This window comes from Roseobacter insulae (genome assembly GCF_019375555.1).
GTDB classification, from domain to species: domain Bacteria; phylum Pseudomonadota; class Alphaproteobacteria; order Rhodobacterales; family Rhodobacteraceae; genus Roseobacter; species Roseobacter insulae.
This window is the reverse complement of sequence record NZ_JAHXDN010000007.1, coordinates 1-21,627: the sequence shown is the minus strand read 5'-3', so window position 1 is coordinate 21,627 and position 21,627 is coordinate 1. Positions and strand designations below refer to the sequence as shown.

Sequence of the window (21,627 nt, the reverse complement as noted above, 5' to 3'; positions counted from 1 at the left end):
AAGCAGGCCCGAAAGCCTGCTGGTTTCTTCGCATTCAAGTGGCGGTGTCAGCCTGCCGCACGTTCATCCGGCTTGAAGCCGATCGCCTCTGATGCCGTGAAGCGACCCCCCTTGATCTTTTCGATCTTGCCGGACCGCAGCAGCTGTCCGAAAGAGCGCAAACCGTCCTCGCGGCTGAATTCACCGCATTCGGCCTGACGGACACGTGTCATCAGCTGCGGTCGGGAAAACTGCTCCTGCCCCTCCACGAATGACAGGTAAGCCGCGGCCGCCTCCAACAAATCCGGAAGTTTGGTTGCGCCCATTTCTTCGGCAAAGGCGGCAAAACCGGTGTCTTCACCAAGATCCAGATCTTCGTCGAGCGTTGCCGCCACGCGGCGCGGCATAACCGGGCCATTGTCACGCAGCGAATCTGCATCGATACGCTGTTCGGCCACCAGTTTCAGCGGGGCCGGGCGCGCGTCGGCTGGGCGTTCGGTGCGGTTGCCTGAGGCCACGGGACGTCGAGGCCGAACAACTTCGGCCAGATCGCTCCGGTAGTCCTTGGTGGTTTCTTCCTCGTTTTCCTCACGCGCCATGGATTTATCCGCGAACCGTGCAGCCACGGCAGCGCGCAGATGGGCGAACGCACTGCGGCGCGTCGCACCTTCTGGTTCTTCCATCTGTTGATCGGCTTCGGCCATCAGGCGCGACAGGTCTTTGTCATTGCCATCGTCAATCGCAGGCAGGCCGTCGAGTGCCGTGTCTTTTGCATCTGTGTCGTCGACATCATCGCTGGTCACGGCATTGAGTTCGCGTTGCAGATCAGCTTCTTCTTCCGCGGACAGGGCCGCGTCATCGTTTTCGTCGTCGAATTCTTCCAGATCACCGGAGTCGAGCGCTGCCTCAAGGTCTGCGCGATTGACTTTGAGAACGCGCCCATAAACCGGGGCGGGGTCCTCTGCAACGTCGGCATCCCCGCTCAACGCGTCAATGCTCTCTCGGGCGGGAACCGGGTCAGTATCCGCGTCATCGTCGCCAAACAGGTTCTCCGCGACGTCTTCTGCCGCATCGTCATCGTCTGCGGCCAGCAGATCCTCGTCATGGGCGTCTTCGGCATCATGGGTGCCGGCCTCAATACGGCTCAGGATGCTGGAAAGATCATCTTCCTCTTCCTCGACTTCGGCTTCCGCTTCCGCCGCGATCTGGTCGTCGGCGTCCAGCGCGTCCCCGATTTCCTGTGCCGCATCGCTCAGGGTGGCGTCGGCGAGGCTGGTTTCCTCCGCCGGCTCATCTTTCTGCCGGGTGGCCACGTCAAATGGCATGTCAAGGAAATCGACGGCAGGCTCTGCCTCCAGCTCGGCTGCGTCTTCATCGTAGTCGTCCGACAGGGCGTCATCATCCTGCTTGGAAACAACGTCACGAATGCGCTGCAGTTTGGCGGCAATGCTTTCGGCGGCCACTTTGGGGGCGTCAACCGGTTCTGCAAAATCAGCAGGCATGTCGAAGCTTTCCATCTCTTCGACGACATCGCCTTCAGCTTCGGTTTCGGTCTGAACGTCTTCGTAGGACGGGCTGTCGGCAAAGAACGCCTCGGCGCTCAATGCAGCGTCCTGATCCTGCAGTTCTTCTTCAAAAACGTCCTGTAGAGTGGTCTCGTCTTCGGCACCCTCTTCGTGTCCTTCCGCCACAAGGCTTTGCGGGTCTTGATCAGCGTCTTCAACAGTAACCGCATCTTCGCCCATGACTTCTTCGGTTGCGTCGGTGTCTTCCTCAGGCGTGACTTGGGGGGCTGCCGCGGTTTCCTCCTCGGCAACGACAACAGGTTCTTCGTTTTCGTCTTCGACAGCATCGTCGACCGCGATTTCGGGGGCGGCTGCCTCGGGCGTCTCAACTTCTGTTGCAGCGTCGGACATCTCTTCGGGATCAGGCTCTTCCGCAACGACCTCCCGCGCGGTTGTTTCCGATGGCGCTACAATCTCCTCGTCAGGCACCGCAGCGGCGGCGGGTACCGCGAGCGGGGCAGCCGCCGCTACCGCAGGCGTCTCCGGCTGGACGGCTTCGTCGTGCGCCTTGAGCATAATGCGCCCGTCGTGTTCGCGCGCTTCGACCCGGCGGGCGACCTCACGCTCGGCAATCCGCGCCAGCATTTCTGCATCTGGTTGTGGCGGTTCGGCGCCAAAGTAACGATCATCCGCGGCCAAATCACGAAAGTATTCCGCAATGGCTTTCATTGTATCAAAAGAGTCTTCAAACCCTTCCAGAGTGCAGGAAAAAGTTCCATAAGAGACTGTCAAAATCTTGTTGTTATTCATCATCGGATGCTCGTCCTCTGCGTGATTTCAACAAACTGTTTACCATACGGGGAAAGTCCAAAGCGGCGCGAATCTGTGCTCATTACGGTATCATTTCGTGGCAACAATGTGTTCTGTTTCCAAAAAGGACATTAAACTTCGGTGAATAATAAAATTATACACAAATTCGAGCCAGTCACTTTGATTGGCGGTGGCGCCATCGGGCCAGATGATCTTCGGGTGGCGCTCGACATCGCACCGACCTGTGTCGCAGCGGACAGCGGCGCGGACGCTGCCTTGCAGGCGCGGGTCGAACTGACGGCTGTATTCGGTGATATGGATTCTATCTCAGAGGCGGCGCGCGCGCAAATCCCCGAGGAGCGCGTGCATCTGATCCCTGACCAGATCAGCACTGATTTCGACAAGGCCCTGCGCAACATCGATGCCCCGCTTGTGGTCGCGGTAGGCTTCATGGGGCGTCGGGTCGATCATCAGCTTGCAGCCCTGCACACGCTGGTCATGCGCCCCGACCGGCCTTGCGTGATCCTCAGCGATGAAGACGTGATCTTTCTGTGCCCGCAGGATTTCGACCTGCCGACGCCGGTCGGCACCCGCGTCTCCCTTTTCCCGATGGGGGACGTGCAGGGCCGGTCCGAGGGTTTGCAGTGGCCGATAGATGGTCTGGCATTTTCCCCAAGCGGCACATCGGGCACGTCCAATCGCACAACCGGCGATCTTAAACTGGTGGTGGAGGCACCCCTGCTTTTGTGTTTTCTTCCGCGGCGCTTTATTCGGCCGGTTGCACAGAGACTTGCTGCGCAGCCACGGCACGCGCGGTGGCCCGCTCGCGCAGAACGATGTAAAGACCTGCAGCCATCGTGATCGCGATACCGACAGAGGCCAGGGTGTTCGGCAGATCACCGAAGACGATGAAGCCGATGACCGTTGCGAAGGGTATCTCCAGATATTGCATCGGGGCCAGGGTGGTCGAAGGTGCATATCGCAGTGACCATGTCATCAGCAGATGCGCCACAGTGCCCAGCAACCCGATCCCGATGAGGAGGGTCCAGTCAACAGTGCTGACCTGTATCACCTGCAGCTGTGCCAGGGACGACCCCTGAAAAACGTAGAGAACGGGCAGCATCATGATCACCGCCATGGTGCCACTGATCGCCTGCAGGCTGATCGGGTCGGTTTCCTTGGCGATCTGACGGGTGACCAGCATGAACAGGGCAAAATTCACCGCCACCGCCAAGGGCAGCAACGCAGGCCACCCGACGGCGGTGAAGCTGGGCTGGACCACAAACAGCGTGCCAATGAAGCCAACGAGGCAGGCGATCAACCGGCGTGGTCCGACTTCCTCGTCCAAAGCGTATTTGCCCAGCAAGAGCATGATGAAGGGCATCACGAAGGCGATTGCGATGGCATCTGCAAGTGGCAGGAATTTCAGGGCCGTCACCATTGCGCCAATGCCAAAGATATGGAGGATCGTGCGCAGCAGCGTCAGCGCCAGAACCCGGTTGGACATGCGCCAGTTGCGCCGGGTGATCCAGACCAGGGGAATCAGGATGACCGCCTGAACGGCAAACCGCACCAGCACAAGTTGCCCGACGGGTACTGTTTCGCCAAGGATCTTTGCCACGGCATCACCAACGGGTGCGAGGATGCAGAATCCAAGCATGAGCATGATGCCAAGAAGAGGTCTGTCGAGTGCCATTGGCAGAACCTACGAGCGGTATTCAATCATTGCAAGAACAGCTTGCGCGTCGACTCAACTTTTAGCAGTTTGGCACATTTACGGCCAATCCGCCCAGCGAAGTCTCTTTGTATTTCTCGGACATGTCTGCGCCTGTCTGGCGCATTGTCTCAATACAAGCGTCCAGTGGCACAAGATGTGTCCCGTCGCCGCGCAAGGCAAGTGACGCGGCGGACACGGCCTTGATTGCGCCCAGCCCGTTACGTTCGATACATGGCACCTGCACCAGCCCCTTGATCGGGTCGCAGGTCATGCCAAGGTGATGCTCCAGCGCGATCTCGGCGGCGTTTTCCACCTGCGCCGGAGAGCCTCCCATGACGGCACATAAGCCAGCGGCCGCCATGGCAGCGGCGGATCCCACTTCGGCCTGACATCCGGCCTCCGCACCCGATATCGAGGCGTTGAACTTGACGAGGCCACCAATGGCGGCCGCGGTCAGCAGGAAATCCTCCACATGGGCCTCCGAGGCGCCGGGGACATGATCGAGATAGTAGCGAAGCGTCGCAGGTAATACACCGGCCGCACCGTTCGTCGGCGCGGTCACAACTTGCCCCCCGGCCGCGTTTTCCTCGTTTACAGCCATGGCGTAGACGCTCATCCAGTCGTTGATGGTATGCGGGGCCGTCAGGTTCATACCGCGCTCTTGGAGCAGCTTGTCGTAAATACCTTTCGCACGGCGTTTGACGGCCAGTCCGCCGGGCAGCACACCCTCGGTTGTCAGCCCGCGCTCGATACAGTCGTTCATCACCTGCCACAGACGTCGCGTTCCGGACTTGAGGTTATCCACACCACCGCGCGCAGCCTCGTTCGACCGTTTCATTTCCGCAATTGTGCGTCCTGAAGCCTGGGACATTTCAAGCATTTGCGCTGCGGTTTTGAAAGGAAAGGGAATTGGCGCACCTTCTTCGGTGTCCTTGCCTTCTGCCAGTTCGGCCTCTGTCATGACAAAGCCGCCGCCAATCGAATAATAGGTCTCGCGCAGGGTCACATCGCCCTGCGCATCCGTGGCCATCAGCATCATGCCGTTGGCATGGCCCGGAAGGACCGTGTCAAAGTCAAAGACGAGGTCGTTCGCGGGATCAAAGGCCAGCTCCGGTAATCCTTGGGGGCGAATCTTGCCGCTGGTCCTGATCTCTTGCAACGCGTGCTCGGCTTTTTCGGCGTCGTAGGTGTCGGGCACAAAACCCGCGAGACCCAGAATGGTCGCGCGATCCGTGGCGTGGCCGACGCCCGTGAAGGCCAGCGATCCGTGCAACGAGGCCCGCAAGCCGTGAAAGGCGAAGGGCGACGCGCGCATCAGGTCGAGAAACCGTGCGGCGGCCACCATCGGGCCCATCGTGTGCGAGGACGAGGGGCCGATGCCCACCTTGAACATATCGAATACGGACAGAAACATCAGACAGCACTTCCTTCGGGCGGGCTGGGCGCACGCGGCGCGGTGAACGGGTGCGCGCCCAGCCCTTCGGCCAACTGCGCTTTTGCGACACTTTCACGTGTTTCGAGTTGCTTTGCCATACCGTGCAGGGCGGGCAGGGCCGTCAGATCAAACCACGCGGTGTCTGTATCTGCCGGATAGAGTTTGAGCCACCTTAACGTGGGGCCCAGGTAGATATTCAGGAGCAGCGGCGGCTCGACCTGACGCCAATGCGCGTCAAGTACGCCCAGATGACCCAGAATGTTGTGCCGCGCAACAGATTGCAGCTGCAGCTGATCCTCCCGTTGCGCGCCGATATAGACGGACGGGTAAAACAAAATCCTGAGCGCGGGGTGGAGCGTGTTTGACAAAAAGAACAACCATTTGAGCAACGCGGCGCGGTCCGGGGCGTCAGGGTGCGGCGCAAGGCAGCCGTGGCGGTCCGCCAGCCACAACAGGATGGCGGCGGTTTCAAAGATCGGTCCCTGCGGCGTTTCGAGGACGGGGATCAATCCGTTTGGGCTGAGGGCCAGATAGCCCGGTGCCCGTTGTGCCCGGGCGCTGCGGTCGACGAGAAGGGTCCGATAGGGCGCGCCGATTTCCTCCAGCGCCAGCCGCACGACCAGTGACGCGTTATCCGGTGCATAGTGAAGCGTATATGGGGCGCTCGTCATGGCACCTTAGCTACCGTGATTCCCGGTCTTGCCCAGACGGAAATGCGACGTTTTGCAGCGGAATTTGCCCGCGCTGACCCGCGCTGGCAGGAAAGGGTCGGGCCAATCGTCCAAAATCACCCCTCGCGCCTGCCCGCGAGGTTTCCTATAAGGCGAGGCAAAGCTGCCCAAGGAGCCACCGATGTCCTCAGAACTTTCCCCCATCGACAAAGCGAAATTCGTCTCTGCCAAACGCGCGGCGCAATTTGTGGAAAGCGGGATGCGGGTTGGCCTCGGCACAGGCTCCACCGCGGCATGGCTCGTGCGCTGCCTCGGGGAGATGGTGCGTGACGATGGCCTGCGGATCAGAGGTGTGCCCACCTCCACCCGGACGGCCGAACTGGCGCGCGAGGTCGGTATCGAGGTCGTCTCGCTGGACGAAGCCAAGTGGCTGGACATCACCATCGACGGGGCAGACGAGTTTGATGGCCAGCTGAACCTGATCAAGGGTGGTGGCGGCGCGCTCTTGCAGGAAAAGATAGTGGCAACCGCGTCGGATCAAATGGTTGTGATCGCGGATGTGGGCAAGGAAGTAGAGACACTGGGCGCCTTTCCACTGCCCATCGAGGTCATTCCGTTTGGCTGGCAAACCACGCAGGCGCTGGTCGAGGAAACGCTCGTATCGATGGACGTTCTGGGCCGGAAAAGCACCTTGCGCATGAACGGCGATGTGCCCTTCGTCACGGATGAGGGCAACCATATCATCGATCTGCACGTAAAACGGATCGGCAATGCCCGGCAGCTGGCGCTGGTGCTGAACCAGATGCCCGGTGTTGTGGAGAACGGGTTGTTCATCGATATCTGCGATACGGTCGTGATCGGCTACGGCGACGGCAGGGTTGAAGTGCGCGACATCAACGAAGGCACCGTCGCCACGGAAAGACTGGATTTCGTGGAGAGCGATAATCTCTTTGCGGACCTCTCTGACTGATCCCGCCTGTAACCATGCAAGAGGTGCGGTGGTAAAAGCATGACCGGCGCATATATACAGCAAGCAATACGATCAAAGACTTGGAAAGGCCGCCTCCGATGAGCGATTTTGACTACGATCTCTTTGTGATTGGCGGCGGGTCAGGCGGTGTGCGCGCAGCCCGCGTCGCTGCCGGAGAAGCAGGCGCCAGAGTGGCGCTGGCCGAAGATGACCGCTACGGTGGGACCTGCGTGATCCGGGGGTGCGTGCCCAAGAAGCTGATGGTTTTCGCAAGTGAGTATGCCAACGTGGTCGAGGACGCGCAGTCCTACGGCTGGACCCTCAAGCAGGGTCCTTTCGACTGGCCCGCATTCCGGACACGGCTGAATGACGAGCTGGACCGTCTGGAGCAAGTCTACCGCAACCTGCTCAAAGGCTCGAACGTCGAGACGTTTGACGCACGCGCTTCGGTGTCGGGACCACACGAGGTGACCCTGTCAACCGGCGAGACGAAATCGGCCAAGCATATTCTGGTGGCGACCGGGGGCCACCCGGTGCGTCCGCAAACGCCCAACGCCCATCTTGGCATCGTATCAGACGACATCTTTCATCTGGACAAGCTGCCCAGGTCGATGTTGATCGTCGGCGGTGGCTATATTGCCTGCGAGTTCGCCGGGATCATGAATGGCCTGGGCGTCGAGGTGACGCAGTATTACCGTGGGGCCCAGATCCTGCGGGGGTTCGACGAAGAAGCCCGCGGGCTTGTCGCTGAATCCATGCGGGAGCGCGGGATCAAGCTGCACGTCGGCACCAACATCCTCGAAATGGCGCCTGCCAGTGCCGACCGCAGCGCCGGCGAGACCGGGGCGATGGGAGGCACGGCGCAGGAACGGGTGGAAATGGCGCAGCTGCGCGCGGCCGAGGGCACCGCGAATGAACCAGTGTGGGTAAAGTCCACGACCGGGTCCGAGGGTGAGTACGATGTGGTGCTCTTTGCCACCGGGCGCGACCCGAATACAAAGGACATGGGGCTTGAAGAGGTCGGCGTGACCCTTGGCCGTCGCGGCGAAATCGGGGTGGACGCCTACAGCCAGACCTCCGTGCCGTCGATCTATGCTATCGGGGATGTGACCAACCGGGTTAATCTCACGCCGGTTGCGATCCGTGAGGGCATGGCTTTTGTCGAAACCGTGTTCAAGAGCAACCCCACGCCGGTGGATCACGACCTGATCCCGTCTGCGATTTTCACACAACCAGAAATGGGCACCGTGGGTCTGAGCGAAGAAGAGGCGCGCGATCAGGAACCTGTGGAGGTATACTGTACCTCGTTCAGGCCCATGCAAACCGCCTTCGCCGGACGCCCCGACCGGGTTCTGATGAAACTTGTCGTTTCCAAGGCGAGCCGCAAGGTTCTGGGCTGTCACATCGTCGCACCCGGTGCCGGTGAAATGATCCAGATGGCCGGGGTCGCGATCAAGATGGGCGCGACCAAGGAGGATTTTGACCGGACGGTTGCGGTGCATCCGACGATGTCCGAAGAAATGGTGACAATGCGTGTACCAATGCGGACGGCTTGATTTCCGCGCAACCTTACGTACCTATGACTGGAATTAATCGCGTATCTGAGCGGTTTAGGAGGGAAAGAGACTGAATGGCTGGCAATAATGGCGGCCCCTGGGGGGGCGGCGGCGGAAATTCCGATGATGACAGGCCCGGCGGTGGTAACCGCGGCAGTAATGGCGGGGGCCCGCGCGGCCCGCGCGGCGATGGGGCACAAATCCCGGAAATAGACGAGCTGGTCAAAAAAGGTCAGGAACGGTTGCGCGTCCTGATGGGCGGCAAGGGCGGCGGTGGTGGCACCGGCGGAAACGGCGGCGGCGGCGGTGGCCCTGCACTGACCCGCGGCACAATTGGCCTGGGTGTTCTGGGTGCGATTATTCTCTGGGGTATGGCGAGTTTTTACACTGTCGCGCCCGAAGAGCAATCCGTGGAGCTTTTCCTTGGCGAGTATTCAGCAACCGGGAACCCCGGTCTGAACTTTGCGCCCTGGCCTCTGGTCACGGCCGAAGTCCTGCCGGTGACCCGCGAACAGACCGAAGACATCGGATCGCGCGTGGACAGCGGCCTGATGCTGACCACGGATGAAAACATCATCGATATCGATTTCCAGGTGGTCTGGAATATCAACGACCCGGCCAAGTACCTGTTCAACCTTGCGGAGGCCCGCGAAACCATTCGCGCGGTGTCGGAATCCGCGATGCGCGAAGTGATCGCGCGTAACGAATTGGCCCCGATCCTGAACCGGGATCGTCAGGTCATCGCCGATGAGGCGCAGCAGCTCATTCAGGGTACGCTCGATGCCTATGACAGTGGCGTCAATATCGTGCGTCTCAACCTCGACAAGGCCGACCCGCCGCGCGAGGTGATCGACAGCTTCCGCGAAGTGCAGGCCGCCGAGCAGGAACGGGACAGGCTGGAACGGCAGGCCGACGCCTATGCCAACCGGGTGACTGCGGGCGCGCGCGGTGAAGCCGCCAGCCAGCTGGAACAGGCCGAAGCCTACCGCGCCCAGCAGGTGAACGAGGCACAGGGTGAAGCCGCGCGCTTTACGTCGGTGCTTGAGGAATACGCTAAGGCGCCGGAGGTGACCCGCAAGCGGCTCTATCTTGAAACGATGGAGCGTGTCTTTGGCGACGTCGACAAGATCATTCTGGAGAGTGATCTGGGCGGCGCAGGTGGCCAGGGCGTGGTGCCATATCTGCCGTTGAATGAATTGCGCCGCGGCGCTGCCGGAGGGAATAACTGATGCGTGCTAGTGGATTCCTGATACCCATCGTTGTCATCGCCGTTGTTGGTGTTCTGAGCTCTGTGTTTATCGTCGACGAGCGTGAAAAGGCGCTGGTCCTGCAGTTTGGTCAGATCAAATCGGTCAAGGAAAACCCCGGTCTGGCCTTCAAGATCCCGCTGATCCAGGAGGTTGTGCGCTACGACGACCGCATTCTGTCTCTCGATACCGAGGTGACCGAGGTCACCCCTTCTGACGACCGTCGTTTGGTTGTGGACGCCTTTGCACGCTACCGTATTTCGGATGTGACACAATTCCGGCAGGCGGTTGGTGTTGGCGGCATGAGGGCGGCTGAAGACCGGCTCGAAGGCATTCTGAACCCGACAATTCGCGCAGTTCTGGGCTCTGACGGCGTAACTTCGAATACAATTCTATCGGCAGACCGGGCAGGGTTGATGGCGCGAATTACGGAACAGGCGCGCCTGCGGGCCCTGCCGCTGGGTCTGGACGTCGTCGACGTGCGCTTGAAGCAAACCAACCTGCCTGAGCAGAACCTGGATGCGACGTTCGCGCGCATGCGCGCCGAACGTGAGCGGGAAGCAGCGGATGAAATCGCCCGGGGTGAGGAAGCGGCGCAGCGTGTGCGCGCCCTTGCGGACCGGACTGTTGTTGAAGTGACATCGGATGCGACGCGAGAAGCGGACATCATCCGGGGTCAGGCCGATGCTGAACGCAACGCGATTTTCGCGCAGGCCTTTGGAGCGGACCCGGAATTCTTTGAGTTCTACCGCTCATTGACCGCTTACGAACGTGCGCTCAAGGGTAGCAATTCGACAATGGTTCTGTCGCCGGACAGCGAATTCTTTAACTACCTGCGCTCCGATCAGGGCGTGCGCTCGGAAGAGGGCGAGAGCCGGTGAGCACGCTGCTTCTGGCGCTTGGGCTGGTGATGATCGTCGAGGGGCTGGCCTATGCGCTGGCCCCTTCGCTTATTGAGCGGATGCTGGAAGCGTTGCGGGCAATGCCGGAAAGTGCAGTGCGCCAGGTCGGCCTTTTGATCGTGGTGAGTGGTCTGATCCTCGTCTGGCTGGCGTGGCAAATGGGTGCCACCTTCGGGTAAGATCCCGGACGAATGCGTACAAATTTACTAAATTTGAGCGTTCCTTCACGGTTTGGTAACACAGTGTTGAAACTGTGCCGACGCGACACATCTTTATTATTGCACGGCAGCCACCCTAAATGCAGTCTGTGTGCAATCGCACAGCAATCTGTGCAGAATGGCCGTCGGCCAACAAAACAAGACTTCAGGAGACGACGAATGCAGCCCAAGGCGGTATCCATGTCCAAACACTTTTTCATCACCAATCAGATGCGGTTGATGCTCGTGGCTGTGCTGACACTGGCGTTCATGCTGGTTCAGCCTTTGAGTGCATTGGCCCAACAATCCAGTCTGGCGCCCCTGGCGGAAAAGATCAGCCCGTCGGTTGTGAATATCACCACATCGACGGTGGTGGCCGGTCGCACGGGCCCGCAGGGCATCGTGCCGGAAGGCTCGCCCTTTGAAGATTTCTTCCGCGAATTCCAGGATCGCAACAATGGGGACGGCGATCGCCCGCGCCGCTCATCTGCGCTGGGGTCCGGCTTCGTGATTTCCGAGGACGGCTATGTTGTAACCAACAACCACGTGATCGATGGCGCGGATGAAATTCTGATCGAGTTCTTCGATGGCGGGGAACTCAAGGCCGAAGTGATCGGCACCGACCCGAACACCGATATCGCGTTGCTGAAGGTAGAAGCGGACGGGCCGCTGCCCTTTGTGTCCTTCGCCGATAGCGATCTGGCGCGTGTCGGCGACTGGGTGGTCGCTATGGGGAACCCGCTGGGTCAGGGGTTTTCCGTGTCCGCGGGCATCGTCTCCGCGCGCAACCGGGCACTGAGCGGGACATATGATGATTACATCCAGACGGACGCCGCCATTAACCGCGGCAACTCCGGCGGGCCGCTCTTCAACATGGATGGCGAGGTCATCGGGGTGAATACCGCGATCCTGTCGCCCAATGGCGGCTCCATCGGCATTGGCTTCTCGATGGCTTCTAACGTTGTCACGCGGGTTGTGGATCAACTGAAGGAATTTGGTGAGACGCGGCGCGGCTGGCTGGGCGTGCGTATCCAGGATGTGACCGAAGACGTGGCCGAAGCGATGGGGCTTGCATCTGCATCCGGCGCGCTTGTCACGGATGTGCCGGAGGGTCCCGCCAAGGAGGCGGGCATGGAGGCTGGCGACGTGATCATCAGCTTTGCCGGCAAGGATGTGTCCGATACCCGCAGTCTCGTGCGCACCGTCGGCAACAGCCCGGTGGGCGAGACGGTGCGCGTGGTTGTCATGCGCGAGGGCACCTCCATGACGCTGAAGGTGACCCTGGGCCGCCGCGAAGAGGCAGAGGGCGCCGTGCCTGCCGTTGCTGCGGGCCCTGACAGCGAAGAAGACCCGGTGACCAAGTCGCTTCTAGGGCTGACGCTCACCGCGCTGACGGATGAACTGCGCGAGGAGCTTGGGACCGATCCGGAAATGCTGGGTCTGGCAGTGATGGAGGTCGACGAGACCTCCGAAGCCTTCGAGAAAGGCCTGCGGGCAGGTGACATCATCACCGAAGCCGGCCAGCAGAAAGTGACCAGCATTGCGGACCTCGAAAAGCGGGTGGAGGCTGCGGAGGAAGCGGGGCGGAAGTCTCTGCTGCTTCTGGTGCGCCGCGCCGGCGATCCGCGGTTTGTCGCCCTGTCGCTGGCGGAGTAAGCCAGGCTGATTTCAGTGAAAAGGGCGCTCGCGGCAGCGCCCTTTTTTATTGGGGCAAGGTGGCGCGGATCAGCCCCAACTGTTCAGCGGCCTTGGTCGTGAGGTCGAAACCGGGCAGGGCCTGCGCGGTCTGGTATTTCGCAATCGCGTCACGCGTCTCGGTATCGATCTCCCCGGTGATGGCGCCGGAATGATATCCGCGGGCGGCAAGCGCGCGTTGCAGGTTCTCGGTAAATTCAGAGGTCAGGTCTTCGGGGCAGACCAGTTGATACCAGCGTTCCTGTCTGGGTTGCGCGATGCGGGGCCGTTCCTCGTTTCGGTACCGGGCCGGTTGTCGGATAAGCCCCTCGGGGCTGATGTCTGCCGGTGAAATGAGCACGCGTTCGGTCACGGTTTCCACAACAGCGGGTGTCACGGTTTTGTCCCAGCAGGTGCCCGGTTCGGCGGTTTCCGGTGCTGTGCGGTTGGAGAGTGGCGAGAGACTGGCGGCCTCGGGCACAGGCGCTGCAGGTGTGCAGGCGGTCAGGAGGTACAGGAGCCCCGCTGCGACGCACAGGATGTTGGCGGTTCTGAAATGGCGTGCCTGTGTCATGGCCCAATGCCTCTTGGGTCTTTCTCTATCCTGTTGTGTAGAGCTTTTGCGGTGATCTGCCTAGGGGCCGGGATGTACCAGAGCATCCAGCATGAACGAAACATCCTCGATCTCTTCTGCCAGAACATGCATGACAGAATGTGCGCGCTGTAACCGGCCGGTTATCCGCAACATGCGCCCGGCAATAACCGCGCGGCGGTATTTTTCGTAGATGTGCCGCCAGACAATGACGTTCACCACACCGGTTTCGTCTTCGAGCGTGACGAAGATCACGCCCTTTGCGGTGCCGGGGCGCTGGCGCAGGATCACCAGCCCCGCCACCATGATGCGCGCGTTTTCGGGCGGCTCGTTCAGCCGAGACGCCACAAGACAGCAGGGCGGGCGGGGCCAGGGATTGTTTCCGGGCAATGTGCCGGGAGCAGGGGGAGAGATGACACGCATGAGAACAAATATAGAACAAATGGAGTTTCCGGCAACCCTGTGTGCCTGCGGCTCGCAAAAGAGGCTGGCGCCTTCTATATCGCCCCGGTAGACAGGCTCAAACAGATCAGCAAGGGAACGACAAACGTGGCAAAGATCACCTATATCGAACACGGCGGCAAGCAACATGTGGTGGACGTTGCCAACGGTCTCACTGTCATGGAAGGCGCGCGGGATAACAATATCCCCGGCATCGAGGCCGATTGCGGCGGTGCCTGTGCCTGCTCCACCTGCCATGTCTATGTTGACCCGTCGTGGACCGACAAACTGCCTGCAAAAGAAGACATGGAAGAAGACATGCTGGACTTTGCCTATGAGCCTGACCCCGCCCGCTCTCGTCTGACCTGCCAGATCAAGGTGACGGATGCTCTGGACGGTCTGGTCGTTCAAATGCCGGAAAAGCAGATCTGATGCAGATCAGGGCGCGGCGTCTTCTGTCGCGCCCGTGGCGCGGCCTTGCCCGCCGCGTGTTGCTGGCCTTGTGCCTGTTGCCACCGGGTGTGGCCACAGCGCAGACAATCCTGTCAGCCGGGTACGACATGCCCACAACCCGCTATCCGCACGGGGTGTTGGGCGACAGCATCGAGCACATCACTCTTGTGCTTGATCTGTCAACAGGCGAAGAGAAGCGATTTGTTCTGCCGGACGAACTGGTGTTCGAAGATACGGCGCCGCGCCTGGCGGATCTGGATGGCGACGGGGCTGCCGAGGTCATCGTCGTGGAGAGCAGCCAGACCTCGGGCGCGCGACTGGCGATCTACGGACCGAACGGGCGTATTGCGGCGACCCCGCACATCGGCACCCGGTTTCGGTGGCTGGCGCCCGTGGGGGCTGCGGATCTGGATGGTGACGGTCGCGTTGAGGTTGCGTTTGTCGACAGGCCGCATCTGGCCAAAACACTGAATGTTTACCGGTTCGAAGACGGCAGGCTGACACAGTGGGCAATGCTGAGTGGTCTTACCAATCACCGCATTGGCGAGCGGGACATCGCGGGCGGAATCCGAACCTGCAGGGGGCATCCCGAAATGATTGTCGCCTCTGCCAATTGGGCCAGCCTTGTGGCGGTGTCTTTCAAAGCGGGCGAATGGGTGCAGACGCCCATCGGTACCGATACCAGCCGCGCGGCCTTTGCACAGGCCATGGCATGTTTGCCTGAGTAACCCCCGGCGCCGGCCATCCGGTGCCGGGCGATGCCCCGCCGCGCGCTTTCAGAGCGCCCGCCAGCCGATGTCTCTGCGGCAGAACCCTTCGGGCCAGTCTATCTGATCAACCATGGCATAGGTCTCTTGCCGCGCTTCGGCCAATGTGTCCGCCCGGGTTGTCACCGCCAGCACCCGGCCGCCCTGCGCGGTGAACTGCCCGGCCTCGCGCCCGGTGCCCGCATGAAACACCATATGGCTGCTGTCTTCGGGCAGCCGGTCCAGACCCGCGATGACCGAACCCTTTGCATATGATCCCGGATAGCCCGAGGCGGCGAGAACAACGGTCATCGCGTGATCATCCGCCCAATTGACCTGCATCTCTTCGAGCCGCCGCTCTGCACAGGCCTGCATCAGGTCGAGAACCTGTGCGCCCAGCCGCATCATCAACACCTGGCATTCGGGATCGCCAAACCGCACATTGTACTCCACAAGCCGTGGTGCGCCGTCCTGAATCATCAGGCCCACGAATAATACTCCCTGATACGGCGTGCCCAGCCGCGCCATCTCGGCCATGGTGGGTTTCACGATATCGGACAGCGCCGCGTCGATCACCGCTTGTGTCATTACCGGTGCGGGCGAATATGCGCCCATGCCGCCGGTGTTGGGGCCGGTATCGCCTTCACCTACACGTTTATGATCCTGCGCGGTACCAATGGGCAGAACCGTTTCACCGTCGCAGAGCACGAAGAACGAGGCTTCTTCACCCTGCATGAATTCCTCGATGACCACCTCTGCACCTGCCTCACCAAAAGCGCCCGAGAACATCTCGTTCACGGCGGCAAGAGCATCGCTTTCGGTCTCCGCGATGATCACGCCCTTGCCTGCCGCAAGCCCGTCTGCCTTGATGACGATCGGAGCGCCCTGCTGCCGGACATAGGCGCGCGCGGCAGCGGCATCTGTGAAATGGCCATAGGCGGCTGTCGGCGCACCGGCTGCATCACACAGCTGCTTGGTGAAGGCCTTGGAGGCTTCGAGACGTGCCGCAGCCCCGCTTGGGCCGAAAACCAGGAAACCCGCGTCGCGCAGCCGGTCTGACACGCCCGCCGCCAGCGGCGCTTCCGGGCCAATGATCACGAAGTCGATGGCATTTTCCTCAGCGAATGTCGTAACGGCACCGCCATCTTCGATGTTAAGCGCCGCACAATCGGCAATTTCCGCGATCCCTGCATTGCCGGGCGCGACGATCAGGCGGTCGCACTTGGGGTTTTGCATCACTGCCCAGGCGAGGCTGTGTTCGCGCCCGCCGCTGCCAAGGATAAGAATGTTCATGCGGCTGCTCCTGATCTGCTTGGCCTTCGGTTCGCCGCGTTCTAAGCTGGCGCCAGCCGCGATACAACACCAGAGGCCGCATGGACCTGATCGACAGCCCTGACGAGGGCCTCAACAGCCCTGAATTCACCGTCACCGAGCTGTCTGGCGCGATCAAGCGCGTGATCGAGGGCGAGTTCGGCCACGTCCGGATCAAGGGCGAGGTGGGCCGTGTGTCGCGCCCGCGTTCCGGACACATATACCTCGACCTCAAGGATGACCGAGCCGTGATATCCGGGGTTATCTGGAAAGGTGTCTCGGCGCGTCTGCAAACCCAGCCCGAAGAGGGCATGGAGGTTGTGGCCACCGGTCGCGTGACGACCTTTGCCGGTCAGTCAAAATACCAGCTCGTGATCGAAGACATCAAACCAGCGGGCATGGGCGCGCTGATGGCGCTGTTGGAAAAGCGCAAGAAGATGCTGGAAGCGGAAGGGCTCTTCGATCCGAAGCACAAACAGGCGCTGCCCTATCTGCCCGAGGTGATCGGCGTTGTCACCTCACCGTCGGGGGCTGTCATCCGCGACATCCTGCATCGGCTGCGTGACCGCTTCCCGCGCAAGGTGCTGATCTGGCCGGTGGCGGTTCAGGGCGAGAAATGTGCACCCGAAGTCACCCGCGCCATCGAAGGGTTCAACGCGATGACGCCGGGGGGTGCGTTGCCACGTCCCGACCTGCTGATCGTCGCGCGGGGTGGCGGATCGGTTGAAGACCTCTGGGGGTTCAACGAGGAAAGCGTCGCGCGCGCGGCTGCGGCCTCGCGGATCCCCCTGATTTCCGCCGTCGGGCACGAGACCGACACCACGCTGATTGACTTTGTGTCCGACAAACGGGCGCCGACGCCAACCGCGGCCGCGGAACTGGCGGTTCCGGTCCGCCACGAGCTCATTGCCGTGCTGAACGGTCAGGACGCGCGCATGCGTCAGGCGTTGAGCAGTGGTCTGACCCGTCGCGGTCAGCGCCTGCGAGACATCGCGCGCGCGCTGCCACGTGCCGATACCCTGCTTGATACGCCGCGTCAGAGGCTGGATCTGGTCAGCGCCCGTCTCGGCCCCGCGCTCATTGGCGGGGTCCAGAAGCGAAAAGTGAAGCTGGCGGATATGAGCGGCACGTTGCGCCCCGCCACGTTGCGCCGGTCCTTGCAGGTCGAGGGCAGACGCCTGCACGACATTTCAGTGCGGCTTGCCCCCGTCCTGTCGCGCGTCATCGCCGTAAAACGGGAGCAACTGGCGTCACAGTCCCGGCGGTTGCGGCCCGACAGTCTGGCCCAGGATCACATGCGAAAGGCGACGGAGTTTGCGCGCCTTGCCAAGCGACTGTCAGAGGTCGGACAAAGAAACCTGACCGCGTGGCGCGACCAGATCGACGGGCTGGAACGACTGCGGTTGACCTTGGGCTATGAGGCGACGCTGGAGCGCGGCTTCGCCGTGGTGCGCAGTGCCGGAAAGCTTGTCACGGATAGCAAAACCGCCAAATCGGCGTCCGCGCTGGAAATTCAGTTTGCGGATGGTCGTGTCACCGTTGGTGGTAAAAGCCCGTCGCGCAAAGACCCGCCAAAACCAGCAGGACAGGGATCGCTTTTCTAGGCGGTATTCACACGCCCGTGTTGGGCGCAAGGCACACCATTTCGGCCCCCAGATCATCGGCTTCATACAGCTCTGTCGCACCCGGTGTGTTTTCAAAGCGGGCGATCAACCCGGAGCCGTCCCGGTGAAACGTCCAGCACTGGGGGTCGGGGTTGTCTTCGTAGACGAAACAGATCTGATCGGCGCTTTCGTACCATTCGCCTTCCTTGCATTCGCCGTCCAGAAAGGACCAGCGCACCCGACGGTTATCCATATAGATCTCCGCCCCGTAGGCTGCGCCATTCTGCCCGTAAAAAAGGGTCTTTCCGCGCGTGTAGTTATCGAACTCCTGAGCGGTCATTGCCGTCTCCGCCAGGGATACCGCGGGCGTGAGCGCAAGCGCGAAAAAACAGGTCAGGGCGTGTATCGGTTTCATAGGATCACTCTGACAGAACTGCCGACCTGCCGCCAGTGTCCGGTGTCAGCGGCGGCATGACGTTGCTGTGAGCGGCCACTGCGCCGTAATGGCGCACGCGCGGGTCCATGATCTGCCGCCAGAGAGGTGGTACAAGAGCGATGGCGCCCATCACCGGTACTGATCTGGGCAGGGTGGGCATGGTGTCGGTTTCCAGACGCAAGCGGTCAAAGGTCCGGCCCGGGTTCATGTGGTGGTCCGAATGCAGCGGGGCGTTGAGCATCAGCGCAGCCGAGAAGTCATGCGGCGCGTTCCAGCTGTGCTGCGGTCCCATGCGTTCCACTTTCCCGTCCGGTGCGATATGCCGCCGCAATCCGTAATGCTGCAGATAGTCCGACAGCAGCAATTGCATTTGCGCGTGGACCGCCAGCAGAAGAAGTGCAAAAACACCAAGGGCCCCCGCCAGAATGAAGGAGGCAGAAAGGCTGATCAGGCCGCCGATACCGTAAACCACGTAGGGATGCATCCGCACCGGCAAGTGCTGCCGCCGCCGGTTTTCGGCGCGCAGACCGGCTATGAACTCATGCACGCTTGCCCGCAGAAAGAACCGCCAAAAGCTCTGGCCCATTGGTGCTGAATTGGGGTCTTTTGCCGTGCCCGCGAAAACATGATGCACCAGAAGATGCGCTGACACATGCTGGCCATTGAGAAGCGAACAGTAGATTGCCGTGCCCAACAGTCGGTTAAGCCGGTCCGCACGATGGATCAGTTCATGTGCACAAGCGTTGGAGACTTGCCCGACAAACAGGCCCGTGCCAAGAAGTTGCGCCGCGGCTTCGCCCAATGTCAGATGATCCGGCGCGCCGATGGCCCAAATGCTGGCGGGCAAAACAGTAAAATGCGCAAGGGTGACCGCGCGTGGCAACCAGTCCGCCTGCCGTTCTGAGGCAACGGCGCGAAGCCTGCTCCGATCCAGGGAAACAACCAGTACGCTGATGCTGAGCACAGCTACGTAGCACCACAGCCCCCCAAACACCGCCCCCAACAACAGGCAGCCTGCCGGGATCAGGCTGGCAGCGGCAAAGGTGATGGCGGAAAATCGTTGGCTCATGATTGTTGTCTTTACCTCTTTCCCGACGATGCTCCAAGAGACGTGCGATGTCGCTGTTAATGACGGAAGTTTCGGATCAGACACAGAGTGTCGTTTCTGGCCCTGTTGGAGAGTGTGTTTGGCTGTATCTTGCGCAAAATCGGGCTGATAAAGTCCGCGCAAGACTGACAGTGACTTTACGCCTTGGGCCAATGGCGCGGGCACGGAGAATGAAGAATGGCATTGGACACCTCTGATAAATCCCCACGCAAAGGGGTCTGGAAATCAGGCAAGGGTAAGGGGCGTCACCACACCAAGGGGCGTCAGCTACAGGATGATGCCTGGACCGAGGTCAAATCCCTGTTGGGGGATGCGCCGCGCCGCGCCGATTTGCTCATCGAACATCTGCACAGGATTCAGGATCACTACGGATATCTTTCCGCCGCCCATCTGCGCGCCTTGGCCGAAGAGATGCGGATGTCGATGGCGGAGGTCTATGAAGTTGCTACGTTTTACGCGCATTTCGATGTGGTCAGGGAAGGCGAGGCACCACCGCCCGCGCTGACAATCCGGGTGTGCGATTCTCTTTCGTGCGAGCTCGCCGGGGCTCAGGCGCTCAAAACCGCGTTGGAAGAGGGCCTCGATCCGTCCGAGGTGAGGGTGCTTCGGGCACCGTGCATGGGCCGCTGCGATACCGCCCCTGTGCTGGAACTGGGACATGCCCATATCGATCACGCAACTGCCGAAAAGGTCACCGCGGCCATCGCCGCCGGTGATACCCATGCTCATATCCCGGAGTATCAGGATTTCGCCGCCTATCGGTCCGAAGGTGGCTACGCGGCGCTGGAACGTCTGCGGGACAACGGCAACTGGGAAGAGGTGCAGGACAGCATCCTTGCATCCGGTCTGCGCGGTCTTGGCGGCGCGGGTTTTCCCTCCGGCAAGAAATGGGGATTCGTGCGCGCCAACCCGGGCCCGCGGTATCTGGCGGTGAATGGAGACGAGGGCGAACCGGGCACGTTCAAGGACCGCTACTACCTCGAACGGGTGCCGCATCTGTTCCTCGAAGGTATGTTGATCGCCGCATGGGCCGTCGAAGCGGAAACCGCCTATATCTATATGCGGGATGAATACCCGGCTGTTCTGGAAATTCTGCGCCGCGAAATTCGTGCACTGGAAGAGGCAGGCATGGTCGCGCCGGGCTATATCGACCTGCGCCGCGGTGCCGGGGCCTATATCTGTGGCGAAGAAAGCGCGATGATCGAGAGCATCGAGGGCAAACGCGGCATGCCACGCCATCGCCCGCCGTTCGTGGCGCAGGTGGGCGTCTTTGGCCGCCCCACGCTGGTACATAACGTGGAGACATTGCACTGGGTCGCGCGGGTCTGCCGGGAGGGTCCCGCCGTGCTGTCATCGACCGAACACAATGGGCGCACAGGACTGCGCAGCTATTCGGTCTCGGGCCGTGTCGCCGCGCCCGGCGTCTATCTGTTGCCCGCCGGATCGACGATCACGGATATCATTGATGCAGCGGGTGGCATGGCGCAGGGACATGTCTTCAAGGCGTACCAACCGGGGGGGCCATCCTCCGGATTGTTGCCCGCGTCCATCAATGACGTGCCGTTGGATTTTGACACCCTTCAACCATTGGGGTCCTTCATCGGGTCAGCCGCGGTCGTGATTTTGTCCGATCAGGATTCGGCACGGGCCGCGGCCCTGAACATGCTGCGCTTCTTTGAAGACGAAAGTTGTGGCCAGTGCACGCCCTGCCGCGTGGGCTGTGAAAAAGCCGTCAAATTGATGCAGCAAGACACCTGGGATCAGGGCTTGCTGGAGGAACTGAGCACGGCAATGGTCGATGCGTCGATCTGTGGCCTGGGGCAGGCCGCTCCCAACCCGATCCGATTGGTTATGAAGCACTTCCCCGACGAGATCTGACCGCGGTCAACAAAGCGGCCGCGGGCCTTTCCCTTCTGGCAAAATCCCCTTAGATGGGGACCCAGTGAGAAGCGGGGCCGCGCATGGCATTTTTCAAGAAACTCAAGGATCGTCTCTTCAAGTCTTCGTCCAAGATTGACGAAGGGCTGGAGGCAATCGTCGAAGATGGCGGTGTAGAAGAAACACTTGCATCTGCGACGGGTGATGCGGTGCGTGAGCAGTTGGATGAAAGAGCGGATGAAGCCCCCGTCGCCGACGCGCCCGCAGCCGCTGAAGAAACAGTGACGGAGCAGGTAAAAGACCTTGACCTGCCCCCCGAACCGGTGGCTGTTTCGCCAGAGCCAGAGCCAGAGCCAGAGCCAGAGCCAGAGCCAGAGCCAGAGCCAGAGCCAGAG

20 protein-coding genes and 1 pseudogene are annotated in these 21,627 nt (G+C 61.1%); 12 read left to right on the top strand and 9 right to left on the bottom strand.

Going from position 1 to position 21,627, the window contains the following annotated elements; translation table 11 throughout:
- Window positions 1-47 precede the first annotated feature (47 nt).
- A complete protein-coding gene (locus KX928_RS20875; RefSeq protein ID WP_219506575.1) occupies window positions 48-2,297 on the bottom strand; it encodes a hypothetical protein in 2,250 nt (749 codons plus the stop codon).
- 138 nt (window positions 2,298-2,435) lie between these two features.
- On the opposite strand from KX928_RS20875, the gene KX928_RS20870 reads away from it, so the two are divergent.
- Window positions 2,436-3,155: a thiamine diphosphokinase gene (locus KX928_RS20870; RefSeq protein ID WP_219506573.1), complete on the top strand. Its 720-nt coding sequence runs from the start codon at window positions 2,436-2,438 to the stop codon at window positions 3,153-3,155.
- Here KX928_RS20870 and KX928_RS20865 read toward each other — a convergent pair.
- The 3 genes from KX928_RS20865 to KX928_RS20855 all read right to left on the bottom strand — a co-directional run bounded on the left by KX928_RS20865 (window position 3,061) and on the right by KX928_RS20855 (window position 6,117).
- Entirely contained in the window at window positions 3,061-3,990 is a 930-nt protein-coding gene (locus KX928_RS20865) for a DMT family transporter (RefSeq protein ID WP_219506571.1), read from the bottom strand. The two genes, KX928_RS20870 and KX928_RS20865, sit on opposite strands and share 95 nt — an antisense overlap.
- 61 nt (window positions 3,991-4,051) lie before the next feature.
- Window positions 4,052-5,425 (bottom strand): L-serine ammonia-lyase, encoded by a 1,374-nt coding sequence (locus KX928_RS20860; protein WP_219506569.1) that lies wholly within the window; start codon window positions 5,423-5,425, stop codon window positions 4,052-4,054.
- The gene (locus tag KX928_RS20855) at window positions 5,425-6,117 is read right to left on the bottom strand and encodes a glutathione S-transferase family protein (protein WP_219506567.1); all 693 of its coding nucleotides are present in this window, start codon (window positions 6,115-6,117) and stop codon (window positions 5,425-5,427) included. Before KX928_RS20855 ends, KX928_RS20860 begins: the two co-directional genes overlap by 1 nt.
- 181 nt (window positions 6,118-6,298) lie before the next feature.
- Between KX928_RS20855 and rpiA the strand changes: the two genes are divergently transcribed.
- From rpiA to KX928_RS20825, 6 genes are all read left to right on the top strand, one after another.
- Window positions 6,299-7,087 carry a ribose-5-phosphate isomerase RpiA gene (gene rpiA / locus KX928_RS20850; protein WP_219506565.1) on the top strand — a complete coding sequence of 263 codons (789 nt, stop codon included), beginning with the start codon at window positions 6,299-6,301 and terminating at the stop codon, window positions 7,085-7,087.
- A 98-nt stretch (window positions 7,088-7,185) separates the two neighbouring features.
- Window positions 7,186-8,643 (top strand): FAD-dependent oxidoreductase, encoded by a 1,458-nt coding sequence (locus KX928_RS20845; RefSeq protein WP_219506562.1) that lies wholly within the window; start codon window positions 7,186-7,188, stop codon window positions 8,641-8,643.
- A 74-nt stretch (window positions 8,644-8,717) separates the two neighbouring features.
- A complete protein-coding gene (gene hflK, locus KX928_RS20840) occupies window positions 8,718-9,872 on the top strand; it encodes an FtsH protease activity modulator HflK (RefSeq protein ID WP_219506560.1) in 1,155 nt (384 codons plus the stop codon).
- Window positions 9,872-10,771: a protease modulator HflC gene (gene hflC / locus KX928_RS20835; RefSeq protein WP_219506558.1), complete on the top strand. Its 900-nt coding sequence runs from the start codon at window positions 9,872-9,874 to the stop codon at window positions 10,769-10,771. Before hflK ends, hflC begins: the two co-directional genes overlap by 1 nt.
- Window positions 10,768-10,971: a DUF2065 domain-containing protein gene (locus tag KX928_RS20830; protein WP_219506556.1), complete on the top strand. Its 204-nt coding sequence runs from the start codon at window positions 10,768-10,770 to the stop codon at window positions 10,969-10,971. Before hflC ends, KX928_RS20830 begins: the two co-directional genes overlap by 4 nt.
- 198 nt (window positions 10,972-11,169) lie before the next feature.
- Window positions 11,170-12,645, top strand: coding sequence for a Do family serine endopeptidase (locus KX928_RS20825; protein WP_219506554.1), 1,476 nt, complete (start codon window positions 11,170-11,172; stop codon window positions 12,643-12,645).
- 46 nt (window positions 12,646-12,691) lie between these two features.
- Here KX928_RS20825 and KX928_RS20820 read toward each other — a convergent pair whose 3' ends face one another.
- Window positions 12,692-13,237, bottom strand: a complete 546-nt coding sequence (locus KX928_RS20820; protein WP_219506552.1) for a peptidoglycan-binding domain-containing protein — start codon at window positions 13,235-13,237, stop codon at window positions 12,692-12,694.
- A gap of 60 nt (window positions 13,238-13,297) precedes the next feature.
- Window positions 13,298-13,678, bottom strand: a complete 381-nt coding sequence (locus tag KX928_RS20815; RefSeq protein WP_219506550.1) for an OB-fold nucleic acid binding domain-containing protein — start codon at window positions 13,676-13,678, stop codon at window positions 13,298-13,300.
- 126 nt (window positions 13,679-13,804) lie between these two features.
- Between KX928_RS20815 and KX928_RS20810 the strand changes: the two genes are divergently transcribed.
- Window positions 13,805-14,128, top strand: a complete 324-nt coding sequence (locus KX928_RS20810) for a 2Fe-2S iron-sulfur cluster-binding protein (RefSeq protein ID WP_219506922.1) — start codon at window positions 13,805-13,807, stop codon at window positions 14,126-14,128.
- The gene (locus KX928_RS20805; RefSeq protein ID WP_219506549.1) at window positions 14,128-14,877 is read left to right on the top strand and encodes an FG-GAP repeat domain-containing protein; all 750 of its coding nucleotides are present in this window, start codon (window positions 14,128-14,130) and stop codon (window positions 14,875-14,877) included. The genes KX928_RS20810 and KX928_RS20805 overlap by 1 nt, the downstream gene beginning before the upstream one ends.
- Window positions 14,878-14,925: 48 nt before the next feature.
- Here the strand turns inward: KX928_RS20805 and purD are convergent, their stop codons facing one another.
- Complete coding sequence (gene purD / locus KX928_RS20800; protein WP_219506547.1) at window positions 14,926-16,188, bottom strand: phosphoribosylamine--glycine ligase; 1,263 nt, start codon at window positions 16,186-16,188, stop codon at window positions 14,926-14,928.
- An 80-nt stretch (window positions 16,189-16,268) separates the two neighbouring features.
- On the opposite strand from purD, the gene xseA reads away from it, so the two are divergent.
- Complete coding sequence (gene xseA / locus KX928_RS20795) at window positions 16,269-17,810, top strand: exodeoxyribonuclease VII large subunit (RefSeq protein WP_219506545.1); 1,542 nt, start codon at window positions 16,269-16,271, stop codon at window positions 17,808-17,810.
- A gap of 7 nt (window positions 17,811-17,817) precedes the next feature.
- Here the strand turns inward: xseA and KX928_RS20790 are convergent, their stop codons facing one another.
- Together KX928_RS20790 and KX928_RS20785 are read right to left on the bottom strand one after the other, a co-directional pair.
- Window positions 17,818-18,225 (bottom strand): hypothetical protein, encoded by a 408-nt coding sequence (locus KX928_RS20790; RefSeq protein WP_219506544.1) that lies wholly within the window; start codon window positions 18,223-18,225, stop codon window positions 17,818-17,820.
- A 4-nt stretch (window positions 18,226-18,229) separates the two neighbouring features.
- The gene (locus KX928_RS20785; protein WP_219506542.1) at window positions 18,230-19,315 is read right to left on the bottom strand and encodes an alkane 1-monooxygenase; all 1,086 of its coding nucleotides are present in this window, start codon (window positions 19,313-19,315) and stop codon (window positions 18,230-18,232) included.
- A gap of 216 nt (window positions 19,316-19,531) precedes the next feature.
- Between KX928_RS20785 and KX928_RS20780 the strand changes: the two genes are divergently transcribed.
- Window positions 19,532-21,232: an NAD(P)H-dependent oxidoreductase subunit E gene (locus KX928_RS20780; RefSeq protein WP_219506539.1), complete on the top strand. Its 1,701-nt coding sequence runs from the start codon at window positions 19,532-19,534 to the stop codon at window positions 21,230-21,232.
- Window positions 21,233-21,315: 83 nt separating this feature from the next.
- Window positions 21,316-21,627 (top strand): annotated as a pseudogene (locus tag KX928_RS20775) (signal recognition particle-docking protein FtsY); the annotation flags it as partial.

Bases quoted from the DNA above. Each gene is read 5' to 3' on its own strand.
- KX928_RS20875 (WP_219506575.1), bottom strand. From the start codon at position 2,297: ATGATGAATAACAACAAGATTTTGACAGTCTCTTATGGAACTTTTTCC.
- KX928_RS20865 (WP_219506571.1), bottom strand. From the start codon at position 3,990: ATGGCACTCGACAGACCTCTTCTTGGCATCATGCTCATGCTTGGATTC.
- KX928_RS20860 (WP_219506569.1), bottom strand. From the start codon at position 5,425: ATGTTTCTGTCCGTATTCGATATGTTCAAGGTGGGCATCGGCCCCTCG.
- KX928_RS20855 (WP_219506567.1), bottom strand. From the start codon at position 6,117: ATGACGAGCGCCCCATATACGCTTCACTATGCACCGGATAACGCGTCA.
- rpiA (WP_219506565.1), top strand. From the start codon at position 6,299: ATGTCCTCAGAACTTTCCCCCATCGACAAAGCGAAATTCGTCTCTGCC.
- KX928_RS20845 (WP_219506562.1), top strand. From the start codon at position 7,186: ATGAGCGATTTTGACTACGATCTCTTTGTGATTGGCGGCGGGTCAGGC.
- hflK (WP_219506560.1), top strand. From the start codon at position 8,718: ATGGCTGGCAATAATGGCGGCCCCTGGGGGGGCGGCGGCGGAAATTCC.
- hflC (WP_219506558.1), top strand. From the start codon at position 9,872: ATGCGTGCTAGTGGATTCCTGATACCCATCGTTGTCATCGCCGTTGTT.
- KX928_RS20825 (WP_219506554.1), top strand. From the start codon at position 11,170: ATGCAGCCCAAGGCGGTATCCATGTCCAAACACTTTTTCATCACCAAT.
- KX928_RS20820 (WP_219506552.1), bottom strand. From the start codon at position 13,237: ATGACACAGGCACGCCATTTCAGAACCGCCAACATCCTGTGCGTCGCA.
- KX928_RS20815 (WP_219506550.1), bottom strand. From the start codon at position 13,678: ATGCGTGTCATCTCTCCCCCTGCTCCCGGCACATTGCCCGGAAACAAT.
- KX928_RS20805 (WP_219506549.1), top strand. From the start codon at position 14,128: ATGCAGATCAGGGCGCGGCGTCTTCTGTCGCGCCCGTGGCGCGGCCTT.
- purD (WP_219506547.1), bottom strand. From the start codon at position 16,188: ATGAACATTCTTATCCTTGGCAGCGGCGGGCGCGAACACAGCCTCGCC.
- xseA (WP_219506545.1), top strand. From the start codon at position 16,269: ATGGACCTGATCGACAGCCCTGACGAGGGCCTCAACAGCCCTGAATTC.
- KX928_RS20790 (WP_219506544.1), bottom strand. From the start codon at position 18,225: ATGAAACCGATACACGCCCTGACCTGTTTTTTCGCGCTTGCGCTCACG.
- KX928_RS20785 (WP_219506542.1), bottom strand. From the start codon at position 19,315: ATGAGCCAACGATTTTCCGCCATCACCTTTGCCGCTGCCAGCCTGATC.
- KX928_RS20780 (WP_219506539.1), top strand. From the start codon at position 19,532: ATGGCATTGGACACCTCTGATAAATCCCCACGCAAAGGGGTCTGGAAA.